The organism is Lentibacillus cibarius (assembly GCF_005887555.1).
Lineage (GTDB): Bacteria > Bacillota > Bacilli > Bacillales > Amphibacillaceae > Lentibacillus > Lentibacillus cibarius.
Genome location: NZ_VCIA01000001.1, coordinates 2742565 through 2756635, shown reverse-complemented (window position 1 = coordinate 2756635; position 14071 = coordinate 2742565). Strand labels below are relative to the sequence as shown.

The window sequence follows — 14071 nt, the reverse complement described above, 5'->3', positions numbered from 1 at the left end:
CCATCCCCCTCGTTAATCAAATTATAGATGATATTGAGAAGAAATTCCATCATTGATAAAGAGAAGTTTTCCTTCACCATTCATTGGTTGATGTGCGTTGCTAAAGCGTTGATGTCCGCTGCCAATCCGTTGATGTGCGTTGCTAAAGCGTTGATATCCGCCGCCAATCCGTTGATGTCCGCTGCTGATCCGTTGATGTGCGCCGCTAAAGCGTTGATGTCCGCTGCTGATCCGTTGATGTGCGCTGCTAAAGCGTTGATGTTTGCTGCTGATCCGTTGATGTTCGCTGCCATTCCGTTGATGTTTGCTGCTAAAGCGTTGATGTCCGCTGCTAATCCGTTGATGTTCGTCGCTAAAGCGTTGATGTTTGCTGCTGATCCGTTGATGTTCGCTGCCATTCCGTTGATGTTTGCTGCTAAAGCGTTGATGTCCGCTGCTGATCCGTTGATGTTTGCTGCTAAAGCGTTGATGTGCGCTGCTAATCCGTTGATGTCCGCTGCCGAAGCTTTCCTTGTCCTGTGCGTCAAAGTTGGATGTGGCTTAACTTTGCCAGTGAAATATGTATTGTGCTTTCTGAAAAACATCCGATCACATAACACAAAAAACCAGCTCCCCAAAGGAAACTGGTTCATCATTGACGTAATCAACAGCCACATTTGCCGTATTTTGAAATAAAAAGTTTTAAAACCACCACTTCGCTAAGTGGGTGTTTGCAGAGATCTTCCTGTCTTCCACGCGATGGAGGCACGACATTAGAATCCCGATATAAAACTCCCTATTCATCTGTTAGAGGTTAAAACTTAATTAAATACGAACAATGTAGCTTATATTTATATAATAACGGATGTAGCTTTTAAAATCAATGGGAATTTTAGCCTTTCAGAAAAGCAATTCATACACTTCATTTAATTGTTTAGCACGTACATCATCTTCAGCATTCTGGGCATAGTTTAATTCTTTCCCGACTACGCTATCAAGGTATGCCATTTCCTCTTCACTTAGGCTTTTAACAAATTCCTCCTCATTAGTAAAGTCATTTGCCTCAAGCCTAGCAATAATTTGTTTCGTCATTGCGTTCTCACTTGTGTTTGCCAATGATTCACGTAAAAAATGCAGTGTATTATCGATCATTATCACCCTCTTTTCAGCCAATTTGCGATTATATTTTCGTATTCTTCTTTTTCGCTCGTTGCTCAAGTTGGCTGTCAGGCTGCTGATCTGCTGCATCTTCGCTTAAACCTTGCTTATTAACGCTCGTTTTCACTTGACGGCTTTTCCAATTATCTTTTTTATCAGCCATAATAACACCTCCAGTAATTTATTGTTTGTTGGTAGGAGGTGTTTTATGCTGAAGTATGATGAAGCACGATTTATCATCGCCGAGTTTCCGCTCCAAAATCTGGTGTTTTTATGCTGAAATCTGGCGTCTTTGCTCCAAAATTTGGCGTTTTTATGCTGAAATCTGGCGTTTTTGCTCCAAAATCTGGCGTTTCCGCTCCCGAATTTGGCGTTTCGCCCCCGAGTCTGGCATTTCTCTACCGATCCAACACTACACGCGTATCGGCGAACATATCGTGGATTCCCTGTTTTTCTTCAGTGAATGCAACAGATAAATAAAACAGGTTCATAAACCAGAACACGCGGTAAATGAAGCGCCCGATAACCTCGCGAAAAAGCAAATCACTCCATTTTAACGGTTCCTGGTCTTCTCGAATGACACGCAGGCCAAAAATCATTTTCCCTAATGTTTTTCCGTAAAACTTAGTCATCAGCACAAAGTACAAATAAAGGACAATCGTGCTGGCTATGCCGGTTACGGTCCAGAACCCGACATCCATCTCCCCACCGTCGATGAATTTAAATGGACTGAGCAGGATGCCGTTAATGCTGAACACGATTACTAAATCCGCCAGATAAGCCCAAAAGCGCATCCAGAACCCGGCGTAGTCATGATGATTGGTTATCGTTACGGCTTCTGTTGTTTCTTGATTTTCACTCATTACGGCACCTCCCTACTTCGAATATAAGTACATTGCACGTGGCCCTGCAGATTGACGCAAGAGTTCCTGAAGTGCAGCTAGATCAGCTTCCTTGCCGAACATGCTTTTCACTGTACCGCCGAGAAATTGGTTTAGTTCAAATCCGCCTTTATATTTAACGACTTTTGCATTCGCCCAATCAAAATCTTTCTTCATCATAGCGATGGTATCTTCCTTTGAACCAAGTGCATCGACTAGTCCGTTGTCGGCGGCCTGCTTACCTGTATACACGCGACCATCCCCGAGTTCACGAACTTTAGATTCGGACATGTCACGGCCTTCAACGATTACTTGGACAAAGTCTGCGTACATATCGTCAACCATGCGCTGAAGAATATTGTGTTCTTCTTCGGTCATTTTTCGAGATTGGGACATGATATCCTTAAATTTCCCGCTCTTAATCGTGTTAAATTCAACACCGTATTCATCGGCCAATTCCGCAAAATTAAAGTTCTCCATAATCACACCGATAGAACCGGTCAGCGTCGCGGGATGCGCCACAATTTTATCGGCCGCAGCGGAGATATAATAACCACCGGAAGCGGCTGTATTCCCCATCGATACGTAGACAGGTTTGTCATATTCTTTTTGTAACTCGACGACTTTATCATGGATCTCATCACTTTCCACGACGCCGCCACCCGGTGTATTGACGCGTAAAATAACACCGTCAACACTAGTATCTTGCCCGACATGTTCAAGTTTTTCAAGAAAGCGTTCATGGTTATAACCACCGGAATTCAAAAGCGATGATGTGGAAATGTCCTGAATGACACCATCCAGTTCAAGTATAGCTATTTTATTCCCGGTCCCCTTTTCAATCACCTCTTCCTGGAATTTCTGTCTCGGCATATCCATGACTGACTCCACATCAGCTGTAAACACACTGGACATCAACCGAAATCCCAGCGAAACGAAGAATAAAACTGCCGCAATTCCTAGTGCAATCCAACGTTTTTTATTCAATTCTGATATCCTCCATTCTATATGTGCATGCTATGTATACATTAATGTTACTATAGTTATTACCAGAAATTCATCATCCAAAAGAAGAGAGGGAATATTTCATCCTGTTCCCCCTCCTGCCACCCGCTCGTTTAATAACCTTTCAAACGACGCTCAATATCAAACGACGCTCAATACATTTCATAATTTTGCCCGGTTTGCTTACCTTCCACACTTTTTACATACCCTCTTGCTACTTGTGCGGCCGGTACCGGGATGAAACCGGAAAAGAAATCACCAAGTCTATCCCATGTTTCCTGTACGATATTGGGACTTACACTGTTAATCCGGATCCCTCTTGGCATTTCAATGGAAGCTGACTTCACAAAAGCCTTCACACCGCCATTTGCCATGGCAGCCGACGTCCCCATTGGAATCGGATCATCCATCATGACACCGGTCGTTAATGTGAAACTGCCGCCATCATTTACATATTCCTGCCCGAGCAGCACCAGATTCACCTGGCCTTTCAACTTGCTTTCAATCCCTTTTTCATTTAGCTCCGGTGTTAATTCAGGAACAGCCTTGAACGTCGCTCCTCCTGACGCATTGACAACCGCATCTACACGACCAACCTGTTTATACATTTCTGCAATACTATCCGGACTGGTGATATCAACCGAGACATCCGCCCCATTTCTTCCTGCACGAACGATTTCATGCTTTGGCTCCAGTTGTTCCACTACTTTCTGCCCAATTGTACCACTCGCACCAACAATAAGTATGCGCATGATTAACACGGCTCCTTTTGAGTTATTGAACGTACAACGTTGCGCTTTTTTTCGTACGTTTTGCTTTCGGTGGGAAGTAGCCTTGTTCATAGATTCTTCCCTTTGACATATGACACTTCTCTAGAAATATATCCAAATCCCTTGTCCCATATGTCTCGAAAGCTTTGATTAAAATTTTTGCCGCAACGCTTGCATCTTCCAACGCATGGTGATGGTCAAAACGAATACCGTGATGAGCGGCAACTGTATTTAGTTTATGGTTCGTAAGTTCCGGCCATACGCGTCTTGCTATATTCGCAGTACAAAGATAGTCCAGTTCCGGATAAGTAAGGTTAAAATAATCCAGCGTATGTCGCATCACACTCATATCAAAACTGGCATTATGTGCAATAACCATATTACCGGCCAGATAACCGTGCAATGTCGGCCAGAGCTCAGCGAAAGTCGGTGCGTTGATTACATCGTCCGCTTTAATACCATGAATACGTGTATGAAAAGCTTTAAAGTGCGTCATAGGATTAATCAGGCTGTAAAATTCGTCGACAATTCCGTCCGCATTCGCAACGACAACACCGATGGCACATGGACTGTTTCTTTTTTCATTGGCCGTTTCAAAATCAATGGATACAAACTGCATGATGCCCTCCCCCCTTTTCAAGTAGTCTCTTCTCCCTATTATAGAAAATAGGCTATTGCCATACAAATGGACAAAAGCCTATTGGAAATCACTATTTCAAATTAATATTTTCTCCGAGGGTTTTTGATAAAGAACGCCATCACAAGCCCGACGACAGCTATAAATCCGACAACGAGAAAGGAGATGTTGACACCGTGGACAGCACCCTCTAGTCCTTGATCCGGATTCGCTGCGTTCGACATGACGGTAACCATCAACGCCGTTCCCACCGCTCCTGAAACTTGCCGCATCGTATTGTTCATTGCCGTTCCGTGTGGCATCATTTTATCAGGCAGCGTGTTCAAGCCAGCCGTCGTAACCGGCATCATGACCATCGCCACACCAAACATGCGGACAGCATTCACAGTAGCGATAAATGCAAAAGTTGTTTCTGTTGTCATGATCGTAAACATGAACGTTGTTGCTGAACAATAGCCAGGCCAATAATCGCAAGCCATTTCGCCCCGAATTTATCAAACAATTTTCCGGTTATTGGGTTCATCAGCCCCATAAGCGCAGCTCCCGGCAAGAGTGCCAGCCCTGATTCAAGCGCTGTGAAACCAAGCATGTTCTGCATCAAAATCGGCAAAACAGTCGCAGCACCAATCATAGCCATGAACACAACCATGCCAAGTGCGGTATTCAACGTAAACATCCCATATTTGAAAATCCTGAATTCAAGGATTGGCTCCGTGAGTTTAAGCTGTCTAAAAATGAACCATGTCAGCGCAACAGCACCTATAACCATCGCACCAAGCACTTGTGGGCTCCCCCAGCCTGATGGATCCGAACCGGCCATACTGAATCCATACAGTAAACCACCAAAGCCAAGAGATGACAGCAGGATGGACAACACATCGACTCTTGGGTTGGTACGTTCGGTAACGTTTCTTAATAAAAAGTACGCGATAATTATATCAATGACGATAATCGGGAAGACAACGTAGAACAAACTCCGCCATGGAAAGTGTTCCACCAAGTAACCGGATAGTGTAGGTCCAATGGCCGGTGCGAAGGCAATGACCAAGCCGAACATTCCCATCGCCGAACCGCGTTTTTCAACCGGGAAAATAAGCATGAGGATGGTCTGCATCAACGGCATGATAATTCCGGCACCAGACGCCTGAATAATTCGACCAACCATGAGCAATCCAAAATTAGGTGCAACGGCGCAAATAAGCGTACCAACACCGAATAACCCCATCGCCGTAAGAAATAGCGCCCTTGTCGTAAAACGGTTAATTAACAGCGCTGTTACTGGTATCATGATTCCATTTACAAGCATGAAAATGGAAGTGAGCCACTGGGCAGTACTTTCTAAAAGATTTAAATCATCCATAATTTTTGGAAGCGCAGTCGCTAGCAATGTCTGGTTCAGTATCGCTGCAAACGCACCAGAAATAAGAACCAACATAATTGTATTTCTCTTGGTTTGCTGAGGTGACTGCTGTGTCTTCCCTTGTGCTGTCATAAACAATCCTTCTTTCTTTAATAAATAAAAATTTTGCGCGATTCCTCCAGTAAGGGGTATTTTTAAAACACATCGTTTAATTGTACCAGAAATCAATGGTGGAAGGAAGCGTGTAATTTTTTCCTCCACAATAGACTGCCAACACCGCACTGGTTGCTACTGCCGGATGAAGTCTGCTGAACCCCCACCGGCACAATGAAACATATACCAATGCCTCTGGCGATTTCTAGTTTTTTCATTCTGACGTTATAAACATATAAAAACACAACTATGTAAAATACCAAATGTTATGGCGTCCATAAAGTAATATGCATAAAATGAAAAGCCAGGACCGGTATCACCAGAACAACGCCGCCATTGTACGATTGTTATATTCTTTGAAGTTCCCAGGTGAAACATGTAAGATGTTTTTTTATAGTCCTGCCTCCGCTAAGTTTAATCAAACCCCCATCAGGGAAAAAGCGTAACAAATTATCCCTAGAAGGTGGTGTTGTTATTGGCAGAGGAAATTTTCGGACCGTTTGATTCAGTGGAAGATACAGTCAAAACAGTCAACATACTGGAACTAGAAGGTTATAGCAACACAAACATTACAATCTTCGCGCATGAAAAATACGCTGAGAAACTTAACAACCAAACAGATGTAAGCGTAACCAGCTTTGAATCTGATCCAACTCAGGACGAAGCATTCCTCAACAAAATTAAAAAAACGTTCTTCAATGACATTCATGGAACGCATGACTTGTACGGACACCTGTTAGACAGAGGACTTTCAGAAGGTCAGGCAAAGGACTACAGCAACCAAGTCCAATCCGGGAAAATCATCATCACGGTAGAGACCGATTGGAAAATGGGAAATGACCCAACCGATGGCACAATAAAAATGAAAGAAAAGGTTGATCATCTTTATCAATAGCGGCATTCCTGGAAGGGTAATCGGCATAAGCAGCTATATACCGAAAAAATTACTGATATATAGGCAGCATTAATTAGAATGCTAAACAAACCCACAAGGGGACGGATTTCGCGTTTTAAAAACGTTGGAACTGTCTCCTTGTTTTTAATTTATCTTATTTTCCTTTTTCATTTCTCATCTCTACTCCATGGATTCAGCTTTTATCATCCCCACTTTTTGAACACGAAAGAAAAATTTTTTCTACGTCATTAAAACTTTTTTTGCAGCTTATACGTCTATATTGTGTAGCTTAAGAGATGCGTATCGAAATTAAAGGAGCTCTATCTTCATGAAGAAAAACAAGCTAGATGATCAAGTCATTTCATTTATTTTAGATAACAAGAATAGCTTTTATCGGTTAGCCTTTAGCTATGTTAAAAATACGGAAGATGCCTTGGATATTGTTCAAGATTCAATTGAAAAGGCGCTTTTAAACAAGCATTCGATAAAAGACAAGCAATCTATTAAGAGTTGGTTTTATAAAATCGTGGTCCACAGTTCGCTGGATCATTTACGCAAAAATAAAAAGTTATCCTTTATTGATAATGATACCTTCGATACGTTCTATCCAGCTAGGAATGATAACTGTCCTGACATTGATCTGGAGCGGTCGATTGATGAATTACCCGTGAGTTTAAAAAGCATCATTGTCCTAAGGTATTTCGAGGATTTGAAAATCAAAGAGATAGCAGACATTCTCGAGGAAAATAAAAGTACAATTAAAACACGCCTATATAAAACGCTGAAATTATTACGACTTAAGATGGATGACGTGCAAGAATGATAAATGTTGGAGGCTACGATGATGGATGAAAAATTAAAACGGTTAAAGAAGGAATATATGAATACCCCTATTCCAAAAGAGTTGGATGATGTTGTCCACGATACATTGAGGTCTAAACAAAAAAAGCCGAAACGCCCTAATCCGAATTGGTTCATTGGTTTGGCGGCAGCTGTAATGCTTTTTGTATTGACCATTAATACAAGCCCGGTAATTGCAGGTAACCTCGCAAAAATACCTGTTGTAGGATCGGTTATACAAGTTTTAACAATTAGTGAGATACACGTACACGAAGAAAACTATGATGCGGATATTACTACACCGAATGTGCACAATTTCGACAATAAACAAACGGAAAATAGCCTTAATCAAAAGTATATTCAAGAAAGCAAACAACTATATGACGAATTTAAAAATGAAGTGGGAAATCTGAAGAAAAATGGAGAAGGGCATTACAATGTGGATGCAAGTTATGATGTGATAACGGATAACGAGAAGATCCTCTCTATTAAACGGACCGTTCAAAAAACACAGGCCTCATCTTATGAAACGATTAAATTCGATACAATCGATAAACAGAAAGAGATGTTGCTTACACTTCCGATTTTATTTAAGGATGATAGCTATATTAGCACTATTAGTAATGTGATTAAAGACCAGATGCGTGAGCAAATCCGAAACGATGAAAACAAAGTATATTGGGTACGTGGCGCCGGGATAAACTTGCCTCCTGAAGGGGTATTTGATCAAATTGATGCAAATCAAAGTTTTTACATTAATGAAAACCATAAGTTAGTGATTGCTTTTGATGATTATGAGGTGGCGCCCGGTTATATGGGGACAGCAGAATTTGTTATACCAACTGAGAAAATCGCCAATGAATTGGAAGGGGACGCTTATATTAAGTGAATAGGCGGTACCGCGTAAAATGCTGAATGCGAGAATTATATTGTGATTGTTATGTGAAACCATCAGCCTTCTCGGTATGGCTGATGTTTTATTCCGCGAATACGGCGAAATTTGTCAACTTATGAAGAAAAATCATTTTAAGACTCTAACGCATCTAGATTGGAAGATAAGGAGGACTCATAAATGAACGGACGTAAACGTTTAAATAGATTAGGAAAGATAACCATTCTTTCCTTGGTAACATTAGCTATTGTAGTGGTAATGGGAATTATAGGGCTTATGAAAAATAAAGCGGCCGGGCAAGAAGAATCCGAAGTATCCGCAACTCGTGTATCCCAGTTAGCTGTCTCTTCTGCCCAAAAAGAGAAATATTCCGATTCCGTGCTCCATGAAACAATCTTGCAAAAAAAAGAACAGGAGCGCAAAGAGGCTCTAGCGAAAAAAAGAGAGAAACAACACCATGAGGATCAGCAAGAAAAAGCTATTTATTTAACATTCGATGATGGCCCATCGCCTGCATCCGATCAGCTGTTGAACATTTTAAATCAATACAATGCCAAAGCAACATTCTTTACGCTGGGACCAAATATCAAAAAGTACCCCGAAGCGGTTAAACGCATGGTAGATGAGGGGTACAGTGTTGGTTTGCACGGTATGACCCATCGTGTCCGGGAAGTGTATGCCTCACAGGCGGCACCGGTCAATGAAATGGTTGAAAACCAACGTATTTTACAAGAAGTAGCTGATATCGTAACTAACCTTGTCCGTACCCCTTATGGAAGTGTTCCTTATTTGACGGAAGAAATGCGAGACTCTCTTCATCAGAACGGCTTTAAATTATGGGATTGGAACGTGGACAGCAAAGATTGGGAACTTAAGAATAAACGGTATGTAACCCATACAATAAATAAAATTGAAGAGATGGAAAGGTCCAACAAAATACCAGTCGTGCTCTTGCATGATAAACCAGCAACAATCAAATATTTACCAGAGCTGCTGTCGTATTTGGATCAAAAAGGCTATAAAACCAAAAAAATAACTAATGAGCTTGTGTCCTTAACGTTTCCATGTGCAGGGCGCTGTCGTCCCGTTAGTTAATTGGAGGTAATGACGTTGGTGAAACGATTCGCGATGACAGGTACGCTCATTGTATTGATGCTTTTTGTTGCTGGATGTAACAATGAGGAGAAACGGACTGTAACCATATATCAAACGTTAGAAAAGACAGCATCTATTGAAAATGGCTTTGCTGAAAAACAACAAACCTCAGTGGACGTTGGACAAGAAGAACAGGCAATGTATAATAAAATTATTTCACTAAAATTTGAACAAAAAGACGAAATGAACCAGCTTATTAACGAAGCTAAAAAATTGAATAAAAAACAAAAGAAGCTTATTCAAGAAGCTAAAAAAAGATTTAACAAGGCTTACCAAACTTTTACACAAATTAAGCAGGTTGTCAAAAAGATGGATGATCCTAGTGAAAAAAAGAAAATTACAGCGATCATAAACTTGATGGAAGAACGTAAAGAACTTGTTGCGTCCTACTACGAACAATATGCAAAAGCACTTCGCTCTAACGATCAGCTTTATGAAAAAATCCAAAACAATGAACTAGATGCTTCAATCGTTGACAAGCGAATTAATAGCATTAATCAACACTATAAAACAATGAAAAAACAAGAAAAAGAATTTAATCGTAAAACAAAAAAGTATAATCAAGAGCGACAGCATTATTATCAAACATTGTAGTTAGTCTTAACGGATAAGGCATTTATTTGTTAGTATGCAAACAAAGGATGCAGCGGACCAGTCATGGGTAGATTTAGGTCGTGCGGGCACAAATCTGCATATCGGAAGGAGTCTATCTTGATGAACAAAGACTTCATTTAGATTTTGTTAATGGGGATTGATATGGTCGTTATCACCCATACCGCACCATTCAATCCCCAACCTCCCAAACATTTAACTGGTATCAGTCCACCCGGAGAAATATAATGAAAGAAAAAAAGGGTGTTAATAGCATGTGTCTTATCAATTTTCATTTAGGAAGTCATCCAGATTATAAGCTCATCATAGCCGCCAATCGGGATGAATTTTATAAGCGCCCCACCGCTCCGGCCGGATTTTGGGAAGATCATCCGCAAATTCTCGCCGGACGCGACCTGGAAGGTATGGGCACCTGGCTCGGTGTGACGAAAAATGGTCGCATCGCAGCATTAACCAATTACCGTGATCCTAATGAAAAACAGCAAAATAAAAAGTCCCGCGGTCATATCGTGCGGAACTTTCTAGCAAGCAGCACACCGACACCGGATTTTCTCGAACAACTGCGGTGGGAAAACAAATCATATGCAGGTTTTAACTTGCTCGCCGGTACTCCCGACCAATTATTTTACTATAATAATATTCGCCATGACTTTTATCCAGTGACAGCCGGTACACACGCGTTAAGCAACGCATTTCTTAATACACCCTGGCCGAAAACAATCAAAGGTAAATCAGAACTGGAGCATTATATTAACAACACCCCTTCCTTATCACCTGACACACTGTTCTCCATGTTGTCCGATGCGGAAGAGGCTGGCGATGAGCAGCTTCCTGATACTGGCGTGGGCCTGGAGCTGGAACGCAAATTATCACCTTTATTTATCCAAACACCAAAATACGGGACCCGTTCGTCAACTGTTTTACTTGTTGACAAGGAGAACCATGTTACATTCGTAGAGCGCACATACAACCAAGGTATATTTGCAAACGAGCGCCGGTTCACGTTCCAAATCAACTGACTGCCGCCGCATGCTTGCCAATTTTCGCTCGTACGATGACGACTCGAGTTCGGGTGCGCTGTCGCTCGAGTTGAGGCCCGCTTCGCTCGAGTGCCAGACCGACCTAATGCTGTATTCAAAAGGGGCGAACAGCACTGTAGCACTGTTCGCCCCTTATCCTTTATTCTCTAACTCCTTTTACTTCTGCATATCCCGAATAGCATCTGCAACAAATTGTACCTGCGTTCCAACGACAACCTGAATATTATGCTTGCCGACGACATTAATGCCGGGTACGCCTGCAGATTTGATTTTGCCCTGATCAACTTTATCCATATCCTTCACTTCAACTCTCAGGCGGGATACACAGTTATCAACGGTCCGGACGTTTTCGTCACCGCCAAGACCTTCGTAAATCGTTTCCGCCATAACGGTTGTCTCGTCTTTGTCTGCACCAACCGATGCAACCGCGTTACCGCCTGCCTCAGCCTGTTCTTCACTATCTGAAGCCTCATCTGCCTGCACGTCATCATCACTTTCACGTCCCGGGGTCTTTAGATTGAATTTAGCAATAAGGAACCGGAACAAGACATAGTAAATAACCGCAAACACCAAACCTTGCACAACCAACATGAGTGGCTGGTTGGCAATAGGAACACCGAGACTTAGCGTGTAGTCAACCAAGCCGGCACTAAAACTAAATCCTGCTGTCCACTGAAAGAATGCTGCAATGGCTAAGGAAAGTCCTGTCAGCGCCGCGTGTACGACATACAGTGCTGGAGCCAAGAACATGAATGAGAATTCAAGTGGCTCTGTTACACCAGTCAGGAATGATGCAACAGCTGCTGCCATCATTAAGGATGCAGCTTGTTTTTTCCGATTCGTTTTAGCCGTATGATACATTGCCAGAGCTGCTGCAGGCAAACCAAACATCATAATTGGGAAGAAACCTGCTAAGTAGCGTCCAGTAATACCTTTTACACCTTCACTTGCCCAGAAATTCGAGATGTCACTGATTCCTGCAACATCAAACCAGAAAACCGAGTTCAATGCGTGATGCAATCCTGTCGGGATAAGCAAACGGTTAAAGAATCCGTATAATCCTGCACCTAATGCTCCCAAGTCACTAATCGTCGTACCAAATGTAACTAAAGCGTTATACACAATTGGCCATATAAAAAGTAAAGCCAGGGAAACAACCATCATCACGGCTGCACTCATAATTGGCACGAGTCGTTTACCGCTAAAGAAGGCAAGTGCGTCCGGCAACCTGACATGACTAAATCGGTTATACATAATCGAGGCTATAATACCGGATAAAATACCGATAAACACGTTCTCGGTATTTTCAAACGCAGCATCGACAGCGCCTTCCTCAATACCTTTTAAACCAGCAACTCCGCCTACATCCAATAAATTAGTAACAACCAAAAATGCAACAAGTCCACTTAATCCTGCGGCACCATCTTGCTTCTTGGACATCCCGATGGCAACACCGACGGCAAACAGAATCGGTAAATGATCAATTATGGACAGGCCACCATTTTTTAGGAATGTCGCAATTGGATTTCCCTCTGCAGCCTGCAAAATCCAGTTCCCGATACCTATCAAAATCGCCGCAGCCGGTAATACCGCTACCGGTAGCATTAGCGAGCGACCGAGATTCTGCAAGTATTTCATCATTTTCGTTTCCTCCTAACATTATTTAAGATTAAAACCTATAACCACATCACGCCTTAGCTCCGGATGGCTGCATCTTTACATCTGAATTCGGTTATTAGAAAAACTTGGCATTCGCCTCGCCTTATAGCGAGTGCCAAAGCTTTTCTTATAAGGTCTTCCAAAATTTATGCTTTCGGACGTTACAAAGTATGATTCCATTATAAATGTCTTCTGTCAGAACCTAGAATGACCGCAGTCGTTCAATATGCAGCGTGATGTAGCCCAGTTCCTCTTCCGGCAATTCGATTCCGTGTGAAGCGGATAATTTCTGTGCTGCCTGTTGTGCACATTGATAAGAAACATGATACTTCTGTTTAATCATCGTAAACATCTCTTGATCCATCACATGGCTGTCAAATTGCTTTGCTCGCATTAAAGCAAATTGTAAATGAGTCACAAGCCGTTCATACGCAATATCCGCCTCATCAATGGTAATATTCAGGACGTTTTTGATCACCTGTACCATATCACGCACCATCGACGTTTGCCGGACCGTTTCGTGGATATCACCTCCTTTCACTTTCATCGTGTGGAGATAGAGGGCTATAAAGGCTGCTTCATCGCGAGGCATATGAATACCACACGTTTCATTAATATGCCGGATTGCCCATAAACCAATGTCAAACTCCTGTTTATACAACACCTTAATTTCATGAAGGAGCGCATTTTTAAGCTGGATACCATTCTGTTCCCGTTCGATGGCAAATGATATATGATCGGCCAACTGGACACGAATATGATCGTTCAGTTGTGTATTCAGATGATTTTCTGCATATTCCATAATATCCTTTGCCACGGAGAAATGCGTTTCAGGAATCCGGAGCAGCAGCTGATGCATTTTCTCATTTTCTTTTAAAACGAATAACTTCTCAATTTTATTTGCATTGATCACATCGTTTTTTCTTTTTTCAAAACCAAGACCTGAGCCAACAGCAATCTTTTCTTCCCCTTCATCTGCAACAATCACGGCATTGTTATTAAGTATCTTACGGATTTTCATCGAGCTGCCCCCCT

General features: G+C 42.1%; 15 protein-coding genes and 1 pseudogene. 7 read left to right on the top strand and 9 right to left on the bottom strand.

All coding sequences use genetic code 11. The annotated features are described in order from the left end of the window. Positions 1-33: 33 nt before the first annotated feature. The gene (locus FFL34_RS19110; RefSeq protein WP_459178543.1) at positions 34-675 is read left to right on the top strand and encodes a ribosomal eL19 family protein; all 642 of its coding nucleotides are present in this window, start codon (positions 34-36) and stop codon (positions 673-675) included. A gap of 204 nt (positions 676-879) precedes the next feature. On the opposite strand, the gene FFL34_RS13490 is transcribed toward FFL34_RS19110, so the two are convergent. The 7 genes and pseudogenes from FFL34_RS13490 to FFL34_RS13460 form a co-directional block, all read right to left on the bottom strand. Continuing rightward, entirely contained in the window at positions 880-1128 is a 249-nt protein-coding gene (locus tag FFL34_RS13490) for a sporulation protein (protein WP_138604755.1), read from the bottom strand. A 31-nt stretch (positions 1129-1159) separates the two neighbouring features. Further along, complete coding sequence (locus FFL34_RS13485) at positions 1160-1300, bottom strand: small, acid-soluble spore protein L (protein ID WP_138603872.1); 141 nt, start codon at positions 1298-1300, stop codon at positions 1160-1162. Positions 1301-1535: 235 nt separating this feature from the next. After that, positions 1536-2000: an RDD family protein gene (locus tag FFL34_RS13480; protein WP_138603871.1), complete on the bottom strand. Its 465-nt coding sequence runs from the start codon at positions 1998-2000 to the stop codon at positions 1536-1538. A gap of 12 nt (positions 2001-2012) precedes the next feature. Continuing rightward, complete coding sequence (sppA, locus tag FFL34_RS13475) at positions 2013-3005, bottom strand: signal peptide peptidase SppA (RefSeq protein ID WP_138603870.1); 993 nt, start codon at positions 3003-3005, stop codon at positions 2013-2015. 170 nt (positions 3006-3175) lie between these two features. Then, the gene (locus tag FFL34_RS13470) at positions 3176-3775 is read right to left on the bottom strand and encodes a short chain dehydrogenase (protein ID WP_138603869.1); all 600 of its coding nucleotides are present in this window, start codon (positions 3773-3775) and stop codon (positions 3176-3178) included. Positions 3776-3797: 22 nt separating this feature from the next. Continuing rightward, positions 3798-4412 (bottom strand): 3'-5' exonuclease, encoded by a 615-nt coding sequence (locus tag FFL34_RS13465; protein WP_138603868.1) that lies wholly within the window; start codon positions 4410-4412, stop codon positions 3798-3800. Between the two features lie 101 nt (positions 4413-4513). Next, positions 4514-5922, bottom strand: a pseudogene (locus FFL34_RS13460) (MDR family MFS transporter). A 496-nt stretch (positions 5923-6418) separates the two neighbouring features. Between FFL34_RS13460 and FFL34_RS13455 the strand changes: the two are divergent. The 6 genes from FFL34_RS13455 (at position 6419) to FFL34_RS13430 (ending at position 11356) form a co-directional block, all read left to right on the top strand. Next, positions 6419-6838, top strand: coding sequence for a general stress protein (locus FFL34_RS13455; protein ID WP_171046377.1), 420 nt, complete (start codon positions 6419-6421; stop codon positions 6836-6838). Positions 6839-7166: 328 nt separating this feature from the next. Next, positions 7167-7661: an RNA polymerase sigma factor gene (locus FFL34_RS13450; protein WP_138603866.1), complete on the top strand. Its 495-nt coding sequence runs from the start codon at positions 7167-7169 to the stop codon at positions 7659-7661. 18 nt (positions 7662-7679) lie between these two features. Further along, positions 7680-8567, top strand: coding sequence for a DUF3298 and DUF4163 domain-containing protein (locus FFL34_RS13445; RefSeq protein ID WP_234031506.1), 888 nt, complete (start codon positions 7680-7682; stop codon positions 8565-8567). Between the two features lie 183 nt (positions 8568-8750). After that, positions 8751-9665, top strand: a complete 915-nt coding sequence (locus FFL34_RS13440) for a polysaccharide deacetylase family protein (protein WP_138603864.1) — start codon at positions 8751-8753, stop codon at positions 9663-9665. An 18-nt stretch (positions 9666-9683) separates the two neighbouring features. Further along, positions 9684-10319 (top strand): YkyA family protein, encoded by a 636-nt coding sequence (locus tag FFL34_RS13435; RefSeq protein WP_234031570.1) that lies wholly within the window; start codon positions 9684-9686, stop codon positions 10317-10319. Between the two features lie 245 nt (positions 10320-10564). Beyond that, the gene (locus FFL34_RS13430; RefSeq protein ID WP_318279635.1) at positions 10565-11356 is read left to right on the top strand and encodes an NRDE family protein; all 792 of its coding nucleotides are present in this window, start codon (positions 10565-10567) and stop codon (positions 11354-11356) included. Between the two features lie 177 nt (positions 11357-11533). Here the strand turns inward: FFL34_RS13430 and nagE are convergent, their stop codons facing one another. Together nagE and FFL34_RS13420 are read right to left on the bottom strand one after the other, a co-directional pair. Beyond that, on the bottom strand, positions 11534-13018 hold the full coding sequence (gene nagE, locus FFL34_RS13425) for an N-acetylglucosamine-specific PTS transporter subunit IIBC (protein ID WP_138603862.1): 1485 nt from the start codon (positions 13016-13018) through the stop codon (positions 11534-11536). A gap of 220 nt (positions 13019-13238) precedes the next feature. Beyond that, the gene (locus FFL34_RS13420; protein ID WP_138603861.1) at positions 13239-14057 is read right to left on the bottom strand and encodes a PRD domain-containing protein; all 819 of its coding nucleotides are present in this window, start codon (positions 14055-14057) and stop codon (positions 13239-13241) included. Positions 14058-14071 lie beyond the last annotated feature (14 nt).

Coding starts and splice junctions, on each gene's coding strand:
- FFL34_RS13465 (WP_138603868.1), bottom strand. CDS start 4,412: ATGCAGTTTGTATCCATTGATTTTGAAACGGCCAATGAAAAAAGAAAC.
- FFL34_RS13450 (WP_138603866.1), top strand. CDS start 7,167: ATGAAGAAAAACAAGCTAGATGATCAAGTCATTTCATTTATTTTAGAT.
- FFL34_RS13485 (WP_138603872.1), bottom strand. CDS start 1,300: ATGGCTGATAAAAAAGATAATTGGAAAAGCCGTCAAGTGAAAACGAGC.
- nagE (WP_138603862.1), bottom strand. CDS start 13,018: ATGATGAAATACTTGCAGAATCTCGGTCGCTCGCTAATGCTACCGGTA.
- FFL34_RS13470 (WP_138603869.1), bottom strand. CDS start 3,775: ATGCGCATACTTATTGTTGGTGCGAGTGGTACAATTGGGCAGAAAGTA.
- FFL34_RS13420 (WP_138603861.1), bottom strand. CDS start 14,057: ATGAAAATCCGTAAGATACTTAATAACAATGCCGTGATTGTTGCAGAT.
- FFL34_RS13480 (WP_138603871.1), bottom strand. CDS start 2,000: ATGAGTGAAAATCAAGAAACAACAGAAGCCGTAACGATAACCAATCAT.
- FFL34_RS13440 (WP_138603864.1), top strand. CDS start 8,751: ATGAACGGACGTAAACGTTTAAATAGATTAGGAAAGATAACCATTCTT.
- FFL34_RS13445 (WP_234031506.1), top strand. CDS start 7,680: ATGATGGATGAAAAATTAAAACGGTTAAAGAAGGAATATATGAATACC.
- FFL34_RS13430 (WP_318279635.1), top strand. CDS start 10,565: ATGAAAGAAAAAAAGGGTGTTAATAGCATGTGTCTTATCAATTTTCAT.